This is a genomic window from Vibrio sp. ER1A, assembly GCF_000733315.1.
Taxonomy (GTDB): Bacteria; Pseudomonadota; Gammaproteobacteria; order Enterobacterales; family Vibrionaceae; genus Vibrio; species Vibrio mediterranei.
Map to the genome: position 1 here is coordinate 68083 of NZ_JPJA01000087.1, position 16818 is coordinate 84900.

Sequence of the window (16818 nt, forward strand, 5' to 3'; positions counted from 1 at the left end):
TGGTCAAAACTACCACATTTTAAGGAGTCACCTCAGTCGTATGTTGAAACGCGCCCGTTCATTGATTTGCCTATGCGTCGCTACCGCATTAAGCGTCCCTCAAGTTGCCTATGCCGAACTCGATCTTCCCGATATCGGAACTGCGGCAGGGGCAACGTTGACCATAGATCAAGAACTCATTTATGGTGATGCGTATATGCGGATGATTCGCGCTAGCTCTCCAATTGTTAATGACCCAGTGCTCAATGAGTACGTTGATTCTATTGGCCATCGATTGGTTTCCAGTGCTAATGATGTAAAGACCCCTTTCACCTTCTTTATGATACGCGACCGCAACATAAACGCTTTCGCGTTCTTTGGTGGTTATGTCGCACTGCATACGGGGTTGTTCCTTCACGCCCATACTGAAAGTGAGCTGGCCTCAGTTATGGCGCACGAAATCGCCCACGTCACTCAACGCCACTTAGCTCGTAGAATGGAAGACGAAGCTCGCCGTTCACCCGCTACTGTTGCAGCACTTGTTGGTTCACTTTTATTAGCGATAGCTGCCCCTCAAGCGGGTATGGCAGCGCTTACAGCGACCACTGCTGGTTCGATGCAGGCTTCTATCAACTATACACGCAGTAACGAAAAAGAGGCCGACCGATTTGGCATTGCCACTCTTGCTCGCGCCAAGTTTGACGTCAACGACATGCCTCGTTTCTTCGGTCGTCTTGCGGACGAATATCGTTATGCAAGCAAGCCGCCACCAATGTTATTGACTCACCCACTTCCAGAAGATCGTATTACCGACACTCGTGAGCGAGCTCAGAGCTACCCACCGCTGCGAGTACAGCCATCAATCAATTATCATCTGGCTCGGGCTAGAATTGTAGCCCGCTATGCTGGAATTAAGTCTGCTTCGGCAATGGATTGGTTCGAGCGAACCGCTCGTAAAGCAGGACCGAAAATTCAAGACTCCTTCGAATATGGCAAAGCCCTGGTGTACCTAGACACTAATAAACTCGATGATGCTGAAGCAATACTCGACAAGCTTTTAAAGAAAGATCCAAACAACAATTTCTATCTAGATGCAGCATCCGACCTTTACATTGCTCAAAAGCAGCCTGAAAAGGCAGCCGAGTTGATGAAAGAAGTCTTAACCGTTAAGCCTAATAACCCGGTCATTACTATCAACTACGCCAACGCGCTACTTAAAGGCGAAAAATACAAAGACGCGATTCAAGTTCTCCAGCGTTACACCCACGAGCACCCTAATGATACTAATGGCTGGCACTTGCTGTCGGAAGCTAACATTAAACTAGGCAATAGCGCCGAAGATCTTGCTGCACGCGCAGAAATCTTGGCCTTGAATGCTCAGTGGGATAAATCTATTCAGCTTTACTCTCAGGCTAGTCAACTGGCCGAGTTAGGAAGCCTAAAACAGGCTCGCTATGACGCACGTATTGACCAATTGCTGGTACAACGTGACCGTTTCATGGCATTACAATAAAACCAAAAAGGAATAGCCATCTATGTCAGTCACCATTTTTCATAATCCGCGTTGCTCTAAAAGCCGCCAAACTCTTGCTCTTCTTGAAGAAAAAGGCATTCAACCAGAAGTAGTTAAATACCTAGATACACCACCAACAGTAGAAAAGCTCAAAGAGATTTTTGGTCAGCTAGAATTAGAAAGCGTTCGTGCGATGATGCGTACTAAAGAAAATATTTACAAGGAGCTTAATCTAGCAGATCCAGCACTGACCGATGATCAACTGTTTCAGGCTATGTTTGATAATCCAAAGCTAATCGAGCGTCCTATAGTGATCAACAACGGTAAAGCAAAGCACGGCCGCCCGCCTGAGCAAGTGCTAGACATCCTATAATGTCATGCCAAATTCTGGTGCTTTACTACAGTCGACATGGAAGCACCAAACAACTCGCTCGTGCGATAGCGCGAGGGGTTGAATCAGTCGAGCAATGCCAAGCTATTCTGCGTACAGTGGAAGAGTTGACGACAGAGTCAGACTCAAACAGTGGCGATCCGGTCGTCTCCATCAAGGAGCTAAAGCAATGCGACGGTTTAGCTATGGGTAGTCCAGTTTGGTTTGGCAACATGGCAGCTCCTTTGAAGCACTTTTGGGATCAAACCACCAGCTTATGGATCGCTGGAGACCTAATCGATAAACCCGCATGTGTGTTTACCTCATCATCCTCATTACATGGCGGTCAAGAAAGCACCGCCATGAGTATGCTACTTCCTCTGTTGCACCACGGGATGATGATTTTAGGTATTCCCTATAGTGAGCCGCAGTTACATACCACGACAACCGGTGGAACGCCTTACGGAGCATCACACGTAGCAAATTCAAGTACACAACTTAGTATTGAAGAGTCAGAGCTAGCTTTTGCGTTAGGAAAACGCTTGGCACAAACCGCCAGAAAATTGAAGTAATGGAATCATGATAGCAATCCCTTTTAAAACCAAAACCATGCGCATCTTTGCACTGGCAGCCAACTTAGCATTGCTAACTTGGGTCACTGTTTGGCACGGCTATTTGTCTCCACATCCTCACATTAGCCCCACTGCGATTACAATCGCTTGGATGATTCCGCTGCTATTACCGTTACCGGGTATTATCGCGGGAAAACCTTATACCCACGCTTGGGCGAACTTTGTGTTGATGTTGTATTTTCTGCATGCACTAACACTACTCTATGCCGATGAAGGAGAACGTTTGCTAGCATCAGTAGAACTTCTACTCACCTGTTTGGCCTTCGCAGGAAACATCCTCTACGCCAGATTAAAAGGAAAGGAGCTTGGTCTTAAGCTGCCAAGACTGTCTTCGGTAGAGAAAAAGGAAAAACAACGCTTCGAAGAGTAGGCTTTTGAAGAACAAGAAATTCTTGAAACAAGAAAAAAGGAGGCATTGCCTCCTTTTTCAACCTGCAAATTTACGCCTCAACTAGTATAGCCATTCAAAAGTCAGTTGTGGCTTAGCGATTAGGCCAGATGTAGACGCTGTAGACTCTGATGAGTCTGTAGCCACATTAACCTCATCAACCGACGACACTGTTGCTGGTTCAGCAGTATCGGGCTGAGCTGGAGTATTCGCCTCAGGATTTGCCGTTGAGCTATCGACCTCAGGTAAAGTCGCAGGTACAGCTGTAGGAGCAGGCTCAACCACAGCTTCTTCCGGCAGGACTTCAACCAGCTTTACTAAGCCAAGCTTAAGTACTTCTTGTTCAAATGACTCAATCGAACCAAGTAAGTAAGCTCTGATAATGACTTCATCACCTTTAACTTCAGCCACTTCCACTTTCGCCGTCGAAGCTAAGCGGCCTAATGCACGTTCCAGAGTAAAGAACGCATCTGCACTCTTCATACCGGTAAAAGACACAGTAACAGTGCCTGCACTTTCGCCGCTAATCACTGTTGCATTTTTAGAGGCGTAATAGTCACTGACTTGATCGATAAGGTTAGCCATTGCAACGCCACCTGACGCTGAACCAGTTATAGGCTCTAACTGGTTTCGACCTAAGGTTTCTGGTGCTTGGTCGTATAGTGTCCAGCGTAAACTACTACCTTCAGCTCTTACAACCATCACCGCATCTACAGGATAACGCTGAGTTGCTTGTGATATTGGGCCTACAAAGCCTCCCCACAAATCTGTTGGTTGAATTCCCGTCATGTCATCAAAATCACCAACAGGGAATGTCACTGGAAGCCCACGTCGTTTTGCTTCTTTTCTTAGCTGATTCGCCGCTTCAGAATTGGTATGTTCCCAAGTAATAGCGCGATCCCTACCGTCATCTTCGACCAACCACACCATGACATTGGCACGATCAATTGGCCAAGAAGACAGATCAGCTTGCTTCAATAGAGTATTAATTTGCTCACTATTGAATGTCATTCGTAATGCTTGCTCACCATTTAGCTGCGTATAACCCAACTGTGTAATGAACCTGGAGCTCTTGCCTAGTGCTTTCTTTACCACGGGATTAGCCGCCGCCTTCGAATCACCGCTGGCTTTAATGAGTACTTCCAGCATGCCTTGCTGGCGAGCTACTTCATCAGCATTCGGCTCTTCAGAATTCACCACCACTTCGGTCGAGTAAATATCAACCTTGGTCAATGCATAAGCTGGCAATACAAAGACTGTTGCCAACAACCAAGCTAAATAACGCATAAGCATCCTAAATTACAAAGATATAAGTCGAAATGATAAGCAAGTATGAGTTCAGGAGCAAGCTAAGTGCTTCAAGGTTTGGTTAATATTTTTTGCCACAGCCCCTATCCATCAAGATCTAAAGCACGATATCGGGCCTTGTATCGAAGTTTTACTAACAAATAATCCAGATTTTTTACCAAGATCATTAAGTAATCGATTGCAAAGTGATATTATCGCGCCAATTTGCCCAAAGCCCTTGGGTGAAAACTTCTATTTGCTTGGATATCAAACTATGAAAACTATCTTACAAGGTTCGCAAATGCTATTCGTCGCGTTTGGTTCCTTAGTCCTAGTACCGCTGCTTACTGGGTTAGATCCTAACGTTGCTCTGTTTGGAGCTGGTGTGGGCACACTGCTGTTCCAATTAATCACCCGTCGTAGCGTTCCTATTTTTCTAGCGTCTTCTTTTGCTTTCATCGCTCCGATCATGTTCGGTGTTCAAACTTGGGGCGTGGGTGCCACTATGGGTGGCTTGATGGCAGCAGGTGTTGTTTACGTCATAATGGGTGCCGTTATCAAAGCAAAAGGCGTGGAGATCATTCACAAGCTATTACCACCTGTTGTAGTAGGCCCGGTTATTATGGTGATTGGTCTTGGCCTAGCGCCAGTTGCTGTAAACATGGCATTGGGTAAAACTGGCGATGGCGCCATTGAACTCGTCAACGGTAATGCCGCACTATGGATTTCGTCAATTTCGCTATTAGTGACGATTGCAGTCAGTGTCTTTGCAAAAGGTTTCCTTAAGCTTCTGCCTATTTTCAGCGGAATCGTGGCGGGATATGTCACTAGCTTAGCATTTGGTGTCGTTGACTTTACTCCTGTTATTCAAGCGTCTTGGCTGTCGATGCCAAACTTCACTACTCCCGAATTTAACATCAATGCAATTCTGTTTATGTTGCCTGTTGCGATTGCACCAGCGGTTGAACACGTTGGTGATATGCTAGCCATCTCGAACGTTACTGGTAAAGATTATTTGAAGAAACCGGGGCTTCATCGCACTATCACAGGTGACGGCGTAGCAACAATCGCAGCCTCTATGGTAGGTGCTCCACCAAACACCACCTACAGTGAAGTAACTGGTGCTGTGATGCTAACCAAAGCATTCAACCCGGTTATCATGACCTGGGCGGCAGTGACTGCGATCGTCTTAGCATTGGTAGGTAAGCTTGGTGCTATTTTACAAACCATCCCTGTTCCTGTGATGGGCGGTATCATGATCTTGTTGTTTGGATCTATCGCTACTGTAGGTCTGAATACACTGATTAAGAACAATGTTGATTTGCATAAATCCCGCAACTTAGTGATTGTCGCTATCACATTAGTATTCGGTATTGGCGGCATGGCATTTGGTATTGGCGACTTCAGCCTTCAAGGTGTGAGTTTGTGCGGTATTGTGGCGATTGTTCTTAACCAGATTCTTCCTCATGACCTAGGTGAGAATAAAATGGTTGATAACGCTCAAATGGAAGATTAATTGCTCCGAACGAAAAAAAGGCTGACATTTGTCAGCCTTTTTCTTTTTAAATCATCAGACTCTTAATTATTGAGTACCGAAAATCTTATCACCAGCATCACCTAGACCTGGAACGATGTAGCCTTTGTCATTCAGACACTCATCGATAGCAGCGGTATATAGCTCAACGTCTGGGTGAGCTTTTTCTAGTGCTTCGATGCCTTCTGGAGCAGCAACAAGAACTAATACTTTAATTGCTTTACAGCCTTTTTCTTTCAGCAGGTCGATGGTTGCAATCATAGAACCACCCGTTGCTAGCATTGGGTCAACAACTAGCGCAATACGCTCGTCGATGTTTGACGCAAGCTTGTTGAAGTAAGGTACCGGTTCCAGTGTTTCTTCATCACGGTAGATACCAACAACACTGATACGTGCACTTGGCATGTGCTCAAGCACGCCATCCATCATACCTAGACCAGCACGAAGAATTGGCACTACGGTCACTTTCTTACCTTTGATTTGGTCTACTTCAACAGGACCATTCCAACCTTCAATAGTTACTTTCTCAGTTTCAAAGTCTGCGGTCGCTTCATACGTCAACAGGCTACCTACTTCTGTAGCAAGTTCACGGAAACGCTTTGTGCTGATGTCCCCTTCACGCATCAAACCCAGTTTGTGCTTCACAAGAGGGTGTTTAACTTCAACAACTTTCATGTCCTACTCCGGCAATTTTTAACAAAACCTGCAAATTATACATGGTTTCTTTCGCTATTTCAGTCAAGATTATAGGTTAATGGTGTTTTTTCCGCATATTTACTCGCTTAAACCGGCCTATATCAACAGATTACCCTCGCTCAAAAATAGTTTGTAATTTCTTACGCAAACGTTTTCCTTTTTGTTTAAACCCCTGTTAGAATAGCGCCGCTTTTCACATCCATTTATTTATCGAGGACTGTCCCGTGAGCGGAAACAACACTTCCCTAAGCTATAAAGACGCTGGTGTAGATATTGATGCTGGTAACGCATTAGTTGACCGTATTAAAGGCGCGGTTAAGCGCACTCGTCGCCCTGAAGTTATGGGAGGCATCGGTGGATTTGGTGCTTTATGTGAGCTGCCAACTAAATACAAAGAGCCTGTACTCGTATCTGGAACAGACGGTGTCGGTACCAAACTGCGCCTAGCTCTAGATATGAACAAACACGACACTATCGGTATCGATCTGGTTGCGATGTGTGTGAATGACTTGATTGTTCAAGGTGCAGAGCCATTGTTCTTCCTCGACTATTACGCAACAGGCAAACTGGACGTAGACACTGCAGCTGATGTGGTATCTGGTATCGCTGAAGGTTGTATCCAAGCTGGTTGTTCGCTTATTGGTGGCGAAACGGCTGAAATGCCTGGTATGTATGAAGGTGAAGACTACGACGTTGCTGGTTTCTGTGTAGGCGTCGTTGAAAAATCAGAAGTTATCGACGGTACAAAAGTCGCTGCCGGTGACGCACTTATCGCGGTTGGTTCAAGTGGCCCACATTCAAATGGCTACTCTCTTGTACGCAAGATCTTAGAAGTATCTGGCGCAGATAAAAACGAGATGCTAGGCGAACGCACAATTGGTGAACACTTACTAGAACCGACGAAAATTTATATCAAATCAGCTCTGAAAATGATCGCTGAACACGATATCCATGCAATCTCACACATCACAGGTGGTGGTTTCTGGGAAAATATCCCTCGCGTACTTCCTGAAGGAACAAAAGCTGTGATTGATGGCAACAGCTGGGAATGGCCAGCAATCTTCAACTGGCTACAAGAGAAAGGTAATGTTGATACATTTGAGATGTACCGTACCTTCAACTGTGGCGTAGGCCTAATTGTTGCTCTGCCAAAAGATCAGGCAGAGGCAGCAGTTGAACTATTAAAAGCTGAAGGCGAAAACGCATGGGTAATTGGTGAGATCGCGACTGCACAAGCTGGTGAAGAGCAAGTAGAGATCAATTAGTTTCATGAAGAATATTGTTGTTTTAGTTTCAGGGAATGGTACCAACTTACAGGCGATTATTGACGCTTGTGAGTCCACCATCGAAAACGCCAAGGTTCGAGCGGTATTCTCAAACAAAGAGTCCGCTTTCGCCTTAGAACGTGCACGTAAGGCAGGAGCGGAGGCTGAGTTCCTTGACCCGAAATTAAGTGAAACACGTGAAGCGTTTGATGCTGAACTGATGCGTCGCATTGACGTGCACAAACCTGACTTATTGGTACTAGCAGGCTACATGCGTATCTTAAGTGGCGAGTTTGTACGCCACTACATGGGACGAATGATCAACATTCACCCTTCGCTGTTACCAAAATATCCAGGTTTGCACACACATCAACGTGCGATTGATAACTGTGATGAACACCATGGCACCAGTATCCATTTTGTTACTGAGAAGCTAGATGGTGGTCCAATTATCTTGCAAGCTAAAGTTCCAGTATTCGATGATGATACGATTGAAACACTAGAACAGCGTGTTCAAAGTCAGGAACATAAGATCTATCCGCTGGTTGTAAAATGGTTTGTCGAAGGCCGCTTATCTATGGATGGCAGTAAAGCGATGTTGGATGGTTTAGAACTTGGCCCTCAAGGCTACGCAGACAAATAACCCTGTAAATCAAAACGAGTAAATATCAAAAAAGCGAGTGATGTAATCACTCGCTTTTTTCTTATGTCCCAGTTTGATGTGGGCTTATAATGGCTCAGTAGGCGCTTGGCTTGCAGGCTTTGCTTCCGCAAACTCCACGTCTTTTAACTCATCAACATTGCTGGCGACTAACTCCCCAAAATGAAACAGGTTAAATTCACCCGGCTTCATTCGATGCCAACTCTCATTGCTAGTCAGCGGTTGAGTCGCAACAACCGTCACCACATCGTTAGGTGTCGTCTCTTCGTGGAAGTTAATCGTCACATCTTCATCGAGCAAAGTAGCTTTACCAAATGGGGCTTTACGCGTGATCCAGTACAAATGGTTAGTGCAATAGGTCATCACAAACTCACCATCACTCAACAACATGTTGTAGACACCGTATTCTCGTAATTCATCACAACATTCGGAAATGTACGCGAACATCGCCATCATATCTTGCGGTGGTTCAGGAAAGCGCTCATCCAATTTTCGCAGCAGCCAACAAAACGACAATTCACTGTCAGTTTCGCCCACTGGACGAAAGTGACCAGTCTCCAGTCCTTGATAGTCACTGAGCTGACCATTGTGTGCGAATGTCCAATAGCGTCCCCATAGCTCACGCGTGAATGGGTGCGTATTTTCTAGATTAACCTGACCACGGTTCGCTTGTCGTATATGACTAACAACGGCACGACTCTTTATCGGATAGTTTTGAACCAACTCCGCTATTTTCGAATCACAACTCGGCTGAGGATCTTTAAAGGTTCTAAAACCTTTCCCTTCATAAAAGGTTATACCCCAGCCATCTTTGTGAGGGCCGGTGTTGCCACCCCGTTGAATCAAACCGGTAAAGCTGAAACAGATATCTGTTGGCACATTTGCACTCATGCCAAGCAATTCACACATTGAGTTCCCTACTCTTTTTCTTCCACAATAATGTCACTAGTAAGCTGAGATTATTCCATCTCTTTTTCAATCAATTGGATCACAATATGAATGATCTTGATGTGTACTTCTTGAATTCGATCCGCATAACCAAAGTGCGGTACGCGAATCTCAATATCAGCAACACCTGCCATTTGACCACCATCTTTACCTGTAAGGGCAATTGTCTTCATGCCCTTTGCCTTGGCAGCTTCAATAGCTTTCAAAATGTTGCCAGAGTTGCCCGATGTAGAAAGACCAAACAAAACATCACCAGAACGGCCTACTGCTTCCACATAACGTGAAAATACATAATCGTAACCAAAGTCATTGCTCACGCATGAAAGGTGGCTTGGATCAGAAATAGCGATACCAGCGTAACCCGGACGGTTCTCACGATAGCGACCCGTTAGCTCTTCAGCAAAGTGCATCGCATCACAATGCGATCCACCGTTACCACAGGACAATACCTTGCCGTCTTGCTTGAATGATTCCGCAATCATTTTCGCTGCTGCTTCGATCTGCGCAATGTTGTGATCGTCGCTTAGGAATTTATTTAGTACGTCTGCCGCTTCTGTTAGCTCGTTTCTAATTAGATCTTGGTACATAGGTTTATTCTCTTTATTTTCCGACATCAACGCGTCGTTGCGATTACCTGAGTTTAACTATAAACCCCCAATTCTGTCGATAGGCACAGGCTCATCTAACCCCTTCCTGATTGGTTTTTCATAGCTTCGCATTCGAAACTGGTGGGAAATTATACAAAGCTCTCATTTTTGAATCGAATTAGAGTAATTACTTTTGAAAATTTACATTTATGCAATAATTGAGTTACAATTATTACTGGTACGACCTCTTACCTTACATGTTACTAAAACGGTCAACCCCTACAACAACGATAAGTACCCAGATAAAGGAACAATCATGGACATCTTGCTCTCTCTCGTCGCCTTGCTCGGCGCAGTTGGATTCAGTTTCTACCAACGAGCATCGCTGGCAAAATCTTTATTACTCGTGACCACTGCTATGGTCTTAGGTTCACTACTCGGTGTATTTGGCGCCATCATATGGGCGTTATACGTTGCTACGGTAGCGGTATTGTGTGTTCCTTCTATCCGACAATCACTGATTTCTGCTAAAGCGCTTAAACTATTTAGGAAAGTGCTTCCTGCCATGTCTCAGACAGAAAAAGAAGCATTGGATGCGGGTACGGTTTGGTGGGAAGCAGAGCTTTTCAAAGGCAAGCCAAACTGGCAAAAGCTACAGAATATTAGTCAGCCAAAACTTAGCGCAGAAGAGCAAGCCTTCTTAGATGGTCCTGTTAACGAAGTCTGTGCGATGGTGAGCGATTATCAAGTCACTCACGAGTTAGCTGACCTTCCACCAGAAGTTTGGCAGTACCTAAAAGATCACAAATTCTTTGCCATGATCATTAAGAAAAAATACGGCGGCCTTGAATTTTCTGCGTATGCACAGTCTCTCGTTCTACAAAAACTAACCGGCGTGTCGGGTGTGCTTTCATCTACAGTTGGTGTCCCTAATTCCTTAGGCCCAGGTGAACTCCTTCAGCACTATGGTACAGAAGATCAAAAAGACTACTACTTACCTCGCCTAGCAGTCGGTAAAGAGATTCCGTGTTTTGCTCTAACTAGCCCGGAAGCCGGCTCTGATGCAGGCTCAATCCCTGATTTTGGTGTCGTATGTAAAGGCAAATGGGAAGGCAAAGAAGTCTTGGGCATGAAGCTCACTTGGAACAAACGTTACATTACCCTTGCGCCAGTCGCTACCGTACTTGGTCTTGCTTTCAAACTTCGAGATCCAGATGGCCTGCTAGGTGACAAAGAAGACTTGGGCATTACTTGTGCGCTTATTCCAACACACCTTAAAGGTGTAGAGATTGGTAACCGTCATTTCCCTCTGAACGTTCCGTTTCAAAACGGCCCTACAACAGCGAACGAGTTGTTCGTGCCACTGGATTTCATTATCGGCGGTCAAAAAATGGCTGGTCAAGGCTGGCGTATGTTGGTTGAGTGCCTCTCAGTTGGACGTGGCATCACACTACCATCAAATTCAACAGGTGGTATCAAAACAGCAGCTTTGGCAACAGGTGCTTACGCTCGTATCCGTCGTCAGTTCAAACAACCAATCGGCCATATGGAAGGTATTGAAGAACCATTAGCACGTATTGGCGGTAATGCTTACGTAATGGATGCAGCCAGCCATCTTACGGTTACAGGGATCGACTTGGGCGAGAAGCCATCAGTGATCTCTGCCATCGTCAAATATCATTGTACTCATCGCGGTCAACAAAGCATTATCGATGCCATGGATATTGTTGGCGGTAAAGGCATTTGCCTTGGCCCATCAAACTTCTTAGCACGCGGCTATCAAGGTTCACCTATCGCTGTAACGGTAGAGGGTGCCAATATTCTCACTCGTTCAATGATCATCTTTGGTCAAGGCGCGATTCGTTGCCATCCATATGTTTTAACGGAAATGGATGCCGCGCACTCTACCGCCAATGATGCTGTTGATAAATTCGACAAAGCCCTTGCAGGCCACGTTTCATTTACGATCAGTAACTTAGTACGCAGTTTCTGGCTCGGTCTTACGGATGGTCGTGGCTCATCAACACCACAGAAAGATGCAACCAAACGTTATTACCAACAGTTGAACCGTTACAGTGCCAACCTAGCATTGCTGTCAGATGTGTCTATGGCAGTCCTTGGTGGCTCACTAAAACGTAAAGAACGCCTATCGGCGCGCCTTGGTGATATTTTGAGTCAGTTGTATCTCAGCAGTGCAGCATTAAAACGTTATGATGTAGAAGGCCGTAACAGCGAAGATTTACCGCTTCTTCACTGGGGTCTGCAAGACAGTCTAATGCAAACTGAAAAAGCGTTAGATGATTTCTTAGCCAACTTCCCTAACAAAGCTATTGGCCGTTTGATGCGCTTTATCGTATTACCACTAGGCACAGTTCGCAAAGCGCCTTCAGATAAGCTTGATAGTCAAGTGGCTCGTATCTTACAAACCCCTTGTGGCGCACGAAGCCGTTTGGGTCGCGGTCAATACCTAGAACCAACCGAGTTCAATGCTGCAGGTCGTATTGAGCAAGCACTGGATGTCATTTTACGTGCTGAGCCTGTATTTACTAAAGTTTGTAAAGCGCTTGAGCAGCGTCGTCCATTTACGCAGCTTGATAAAGTCGCGGCACTAGGTTTAGAGAAAGGATTAATTACTCAAGATGAGGCGACACTGCTTGTTACTGCAGAAGCACATCGTCTGTACACTATAAACGTTGATGACTTTGCTCCAGAGGAGCTCGCAGCAAAGCCTGTCTACCCGACAATGGAAGAAGTCGCGTAATTGATCACTCCAGATAATTGATCATTCCAAATAGCTAAAAGGGTCAGCAATTGCTGACCCTTTTTTATGTCATTACCGTTACTAAACTAACGCGGCATATTTAACTGCATTTCTGGTAGTGAAGCCTTAATGGCTCGCTTACGTCGAACCAACCACCAGATGATTCCACCCACCACGATAAGCACTAGATTACCGATCACGATGGCCAGTATTGCTCGAGTTCTCACTTGTTCTCTGTGTGCAAGGATTTGCGCTTCTTGTTCTGCTTTTTTCTTCGCTTCTCGTGCCGCCGCTTGCATTTCCTCGGCTTTTTCTAAATCCAAAGCCCCGACAACACTGAAGGTACGCATTGGAAGATCAAACACTAACGAACGCCCCGTGGAAGCCTCATTGGCATATACATGGCCAGTCCAATGATAGGTCCCCATTTGATGTAAGTCGTTAAAATACGAGGTGACATCGTTTTTACCTGCGTCCGCTTGGTGTTGCACGACCTGCTCTGACTCATCAGGGGACTGCAGTTCAATTGAGGTGGCCAAACTACCAGCTTCTATCGTCGCGACTTCACCGCGAACTACAATTTGATGTGGTTTCTTATCATCACCTTGGATAAATTTGCTAGAAAATGGCGTCGGGTAAATCAGCACTTCTTGCTCTAGAGCGCGTAAAAACACCCCATTGCCTGTAGTAATTCGAACATTGTATTTCCCGGGCTCAAGTTCAATAGGTAGCTCAACGGTGAACACACCATCTCCAGCGCGCTCATCCAACCCTTCACCGTTATCATAAAACTCACCAATAACAATAGGTACCGGGCGCACCTTGTTATCCGTTTGTTCTTGAGATTCTAAATAGCGCGTCATCACCACTTTAAGGTTCACACGGTCGAGGATGTTCTCAACAATTAACGGCTTGCCATCGGTCATGAGTCGGGCCGTAAACTTTAACTTCTCACCTTGATAAATACGCTGTGGCAAGGTGTCAGCTTTTAAAGACAGCTGAGAAATGATTTGAATGTTATTCTTGGGCGTGACTTTGCCAATGGCTTGCCAAGGGCCTGGCATTGGCTTTTCGATTGAAATGACATCGACACTGGGCTCTTCAATCCAGTGAACATTTTCAGGATGACGCCAAGCGTAGTATTTTTTACCGTCAGGGCGAACTAGCGTAACCGGCTTAGAGTTATCCTGTCGATAAACCAAAAAAGTGATTCGCTCCACCGTTTGGTCAACTCGAAACCGGTTATCAAGAAATGACATTGAGGACTCAGTCGCGAAGGCACCAACTGTCAGCGATAACCATAACGCCATCGCAAAAATAATCCTCTGCATGTTTCTCTCCTACAGGCGCCAGAGACAACTGCCACCTTTTTCAACAATATCTAAGCGCGAATTGTGCGCTTCTATTTCATCGGCAGAAGCATGCAAGATCTTTAGCGATTTTCTTCCCGTTGTGAGCCTCTTAATGGTTTCACCACCGCTTTCGTCCCCATCGGACTGTCCCGCATTAAATTGCATCGAAGTTTGGCCGCCCGTCATTGCCAAATACACATCCGCCAAGATCTCCGCATCGAGCAAAGCGCCGTGGAGAATACGAGCAGACGTATCTATCGTGTAGTGTTTTGCTAACGAGTCGAGGTTCTTTCTTGCCGGCATGTTCGCCATGCGTTTTGCCATCGCAAGCGTATCGGTAACCTTACAATACTGTTCGGTTTTACCAATCGAAGCGTCTAACTTCTCAAACTCGTAGTCCATAAAGCCCACATCGAAGGGCGCGTTGTGGGCAACTAGTTCTGCGCCTTTAATAAAATCTAAGAACTCTTCGTGAACTTGATGATAGAGCGGTTTATCTAATAGAAACTCATCAGTGATACCGTGAACGTCGATAGCGTCAGGTTGAATTTCACGATCAGGCTTTAAATAGACATGAAAATGGCGACCAGTCAGTTTACGGTTGATGATTTCCACCGCACCGATTTCAATGATTCGATGCCCCATGTAGTGAGGACCACCTTCGCGGTTCATACCTGTGGTTTCGGTATCGAGTACCACGATTCTGCGTTGTTCTGAATTGAGACTGGTATTCATGATGTTTTGTATGTCAGACTATATAGATAAACTTACTGAGCTATATAGTATCAAATCATGACGAAGCAGGTTGAAATTTTCACAGATGGTTCTTGTTTGGGTAATCCTGGTCCCGGCGGCTATGGAATCGTCCTAAGGTACAAACAGAACGAAAAGACGTTAGCCAAAGGCTATACGTTGACAACAAACAATCGCATGGAAATGATGGCAACCATTGTTGCACTTCAGACACTTAAAGAGCCTTGCAACGTTATCTTAACCACAGATAGTCAGTATGTTCGACAAGGGATTACCCAGTGGATACACAACTGGAAAAAACGTGGTTGGAAAACCGCAGATAAGAAGCCAGTTAAGAATGCGGACCTATGGAAAGCACTCGACTCAGAGACTGCACGGCACGATATTGACTGGCGCTGGGTGAAAGGTCATGCAGGTCATAGAGAAAATGAAATGTGTGATGAACTAGCAAGAGCTGCTGCAGAAAACCCAACAGAAGAAGACACTGGCTATCAACCAAGCTAAGGTTTCTCCCGCTTATAGCTTTCCCTTGCTTACGAGCTTTGCTTTTTATCTGCAGTACGATAGCTAACACTAGCCGGTGTTAGCTTTTTCTTTAGACGCCAATGCGGCTTTATCGGTTTAAGCGGGTAGGTTCGCTTTCTCGCTACGATAAAATACAAGCTTCCCATGGGCGACGCCCAGTCACCAATACTGCTTTCTAACCACGTCCACATCGTCCGATATCGTTTCATAGGAAACAGCGCATAAGTATCCGCATAGACGACCTGATAATTGAGTACCCCTAACCAGTCTTTTATCCGATTTGGCGTGAACATGCGGCCACTCCAAGGGAAATTGTTCTTTCTCCAAGGCATCAAGCTAGCAAGACCGGTGAAGCTCATAGGGTTGAAGCCAGTAATGATAAGGTAACCATCATCGATCATCACTCGATCCACTTCGCGCAGTAGACGATGGGGGTCTTCGGCATACTCAAGTTGATGCGACATTACAACAGCATCAAAACTCTTCTCTAAGAATGGTAATTCGTAGCGGTCAGCGATAACATTGTGCAGAGGGTTCTTAGAATCAAGGTTCACTTGATGCTGAATGTTGCAATTACAGCTTGTGAGTTCACAACTCAGTCCTCCAAGTTTTAGCATATGATAGCCAAAGAACTTGGGGCACCACTCATCAAGCCTCGTTTGAATAGATTCAGAGACCCATTGACCGTTGGCAAGCTCTTCCCAAGAATGGGGATGATCAACTTTTTTCTTGCTGCGTGCTGGCTTCATTTACGCGCTCTCTCCCATACTGAACTGGAGAAACAACAATGTTACATATCAAAAGCATACCTGCATTTAACGATAATTACATCTGGCTGATTCAAAATAACCAGAACTTGTGCGCCGTTGTCGATCCAGGAGATGCTGAACCTGTGATCGAGTATTTAGAAGCCAACCAACTTGAGTTAGTAACGATATTGATTACTCATCACCACTGGGACCATACTGGTGGCATAGAGAAACTGGTAGAAAAGTACCCGACGATCACCGTGCTTGGTCCTGAGAATTCCAATATAGGACAGCTTACTCATCATGTCAGTGAAGGACATCGTATCAACTTGTTCAATGAAGAGTTTTTGGTGCTCAATTTACCTGGCCACACGCTCGATCATATTGGCTATGTAGGCGACGGTAAGCTATTTTGTGGCGATGTCCTATTTTCTGCGGGCTGTGGACGCATTTTTGAAGGCACTCCGGAGCAAATGTACAATTCGCTACAAAAACTCACTCTACTACCTGAAGAGACGGAAGTGTACTGTACTCACGAATACACACTTAGTAACCTCGCCTTTGCCATGGCCGTAGAGCCCCATAATGAGTTCCTTCATGAATACAGAGATGGTGCCAATCAGAAACGCGCTAAAGGTTTCCCAACCTTGCCAACCACGATTTCCATAGAGAAGCGCATCAATCCATTTTTACGAACTACTCAACCAGAAGTTGTGAGCTCGGTAGCAAACCGAACTGTCAATAATGATCCCCTATCAACTTTTACAGCATTACGTGAGTGGAAAAACGAATTTTAACGTTTTGCTGCTTGTTTGGCC

17 protein-coding genes are annotated in these 16818 nt (G+C 45.4%); 10 read left to right on the plus strand and 7 right to left on the minus strand.

Features of this window, described 5'->3' with window-relative positions; all coding sequences use genetic code 11:
- Positions 1-40 precede the first annotated feature (40 nt).
- The 4 genes from HW45_RS15005 to HW45_RS15020 are packed head-to-tail and all read left to right on the plus strand — an operon-like array spanning position 41 to position 2864.
- Positions 41-1492: a beta-barrel assembly-enhancing protease gene (locus HW45_RS15005; RefSeq protein WP_038227862.1), complete on the plus strand. Its 1452-nt coding sequence runs from the start codon at positions 41-43 to the stop codon at positions 1490-1492.
- A gap of 22 nt (positions 1493-1514) precedes the next feature.
- Complete coding sequence (arsC, locus tag HW45_RS15010; RefSeq protein WP_038227863.1) at positions 1515-1865, plus strand: arsenate reductase (glutaredoxin); 351 nt, start codon at positions 1515-1517, stop codon at positions 1863-1865.
- Complete coding sequence (gene wrbA, locus HW45_RS15015; protein ID WP_038227864.1) at positions 1865-2434, plus strand: NAD(P)H:quinone oxidoreductase; 570 nt, start codon at positions 1865-1867, stop codon at positions 2432-2434. The genes arsC and wrbA overlap by 1 nt, the downstream gene beginning before the upstream one ends.
- A gap of 7 nt (positions 2435-2441) precedes the next feature.
- Complete coding sequence (locus tag HW45_RS15020; protein ID WP_038227865.1) at positions 2442-2864, plus strand: DUF2069 domain-containing protein; 423 nt, start codon at positions 2442-2444, stop codon at positions 2862-2864.
- Positions 2865-2945: 81 nt separating this feature from the next.
- Here HW45_RS15020 and HW45_RS15025 read toward each other — a convergent pair whose 3' ends face one another.
- Positions 2946-4169 (minus strand): DUF2066 domain-containing protein, encoded by a 1224-nt coding sequence (locus tag HW45_RS15025; RefSeq protein WP_051868153.1) that lies wholly within the window; start codon positions 4167-4169, stop codon positions 2946-2948.
- 274 nt (positions 4170-4443) lie between these two features.
- Here HW45_RS15025 and HW45_RS15030 point away from each other — a divergent pair, with 274 nt between their 5' ends.
- Positions 4444-5685 carry a uracil-xanthine permease family protein gene (locus HW45_RS15030; RefSeq protein WP_038227866.1) on the plus strand — a complete coding sequence of 414 codons (1242 nt, stop codon included), beginning with the start codon at positions 4444-4446 and terminating at the stop codon, positions 5683-5685.
- Between the two features lie 66 nt (positions 5686-5751).
- Here the strand turns inward: HW45_RS15030 and upp are convergent, their stop codons facing one another.
- Positions 5752-6378 carry a uracil phosphoribosyltransferase gene (gene upp, locus HW45_RS15035; RefSeq protein ID WP_006072840.1) on the minus strand — a complete coding sequence of 209 codons (627 nt, stop codon included), beginning with the start codon at positions 6376-6378 and terminating at the stop codon, positions 5752-5754.
- A gap of 245 nt (positions 6379-6623) precedes the next feature.
- Here upp and purM point away from each other — a divergent pair, with 245 nt between their 5' ends.
- Positions 6624-7664, plus strand: a complete 1041-nt coding sequence (gene purM / locus HW45_RS15040; protein WP_038227867.1) for a phosphoribosylformylglycinamidine cyclo-ligase — start codon at positions 6624-6626, stop codon at positions 7662-7664.
- Between the two features lie 4 nt (positions 7665-7668).
- A complete protein-coding gene (gene purN / locus HW45_RS15045; protein ID WP_006072838.1) occupies positions 7669-8307 on the plus strand; it encodes a phosphoribosylglycinamide formyltransferase in 639 nt (212 codons plus the stop codon).
- A gap of 84 nt (positions 8308-8391) precedes the next feature.
- Here the strand turns inward: purN and HW45_RS15050 are convergent, their stop codons facing one another.
- The gene (locus HW45_RS15050; RefSeq protein WP_006072837.1) at positions 8392-9234 is read right to left on the minus strand and encodes a class II glutamine amidotransferase; all 843 of its coding nucleotides are present in this window, start codon (positions 9232-9234) and stop codon (positions 8392-8394) included.
- Between the two features lie 50 nt (positions 9235-9284).
- Complete coding sequence (gene lpcA, locus HW45_RS15055) at positions 9285-9860, minus strand: D-sedoheptulose 7-phosphate isomerase (protein WP_006072836.1); 576 nt, start codon at positions 9858-9860, stop codon at positions 9285-9287.
- 316 nt (positions 9861-10176) lie between these two features.
- On the opposite strand from lpcA, the gene fadE reads away from it, so the two are divergent.
- Entirely contained in the window at positions 10177-12621 is a 2445-nt protein-coding gene (gene fadE, locus HW45_RS15060; RefSeq protein ID WP_038227868.1) for an acyl-CoA dehydrogenase FadE, read from the plus strand.
- A gap of 86 nt (positions 12622-12707) precedes the next feature.
- Here fadE and HW45_RS15065 read toward each other — a convergent pair whose 3' ends face one another.
- Both HW45_RS15065 and dnaQ read right to left on the minus strand, forming a co-directional pair.
- Complete coding sequence (locus tag HW45_RS15065) at positions 12708-13952, minus strand: TIGR03503 family protein (protein WP_038227870.1); 1245 nt, start codon at positions 13950-13952, stop codon at positions 12708-12710.
- A gap of 9 nt (positions 13953-13961) precedes the next feature.
- Entirely contained in the window at positions 13962-14708 is a 747-nt protein-coding gene (dnaQ, locus tag HW45_RS15070) for a DNA polymerase III subunit epsilon (protein WP_038227872.1), read from the minus strand.
- Positions 14709-14765: 57 nt separating this feature from the next.
- On the opposite strand from dnaQ, the gene rnhA reads away from it, so the two are divergent.
- The gene (gene rnhA, locus HW45_RS15075; protein WP_038227874.1) at positions 14766-15230 is read left to right on the plus strand and encodes a ribonuclease HI; all 465 of its coding nucleotides are present in this window, start codon (positions 14766-14768) and stop codon (positions 15228-15230) included.
- A gap of 29 nt (positions 15231-15259) precedes the next feature.
- On the opposite strand, the gene HW45_RS15080 is transcribed toward rnhA, so the two are convergent.
- Positions 15260-16000, minus strand: coding sequence for a class I SAM-dependent methyltransferase (locus HW45_RS15080; protein ID WP_038227875.1), 741 nt, complete (start codon positions 15998-16000; stop codon positions 15260-15262).
- A 38-nt stretch (positions 16001-16038) separates the two neighbouring features.
- Here HW45_RS15080 and gloB point away from each other — a divergent pair, with 38 nt between their 5' ends.
- Positions 16039-16797: a hydroxyacylglutathione hydrolase gene (gene gloB / locus HW45_RS15085; RefSeq protein ID WP_038227876.1), complete on the plus strand. Its 759-nt coding sequence runs from the start codon at positions 16039-16041 to the stop codon at positions 16795-16797.
- Positions 16798-16818: the final 21 nt, after the last annotated feature.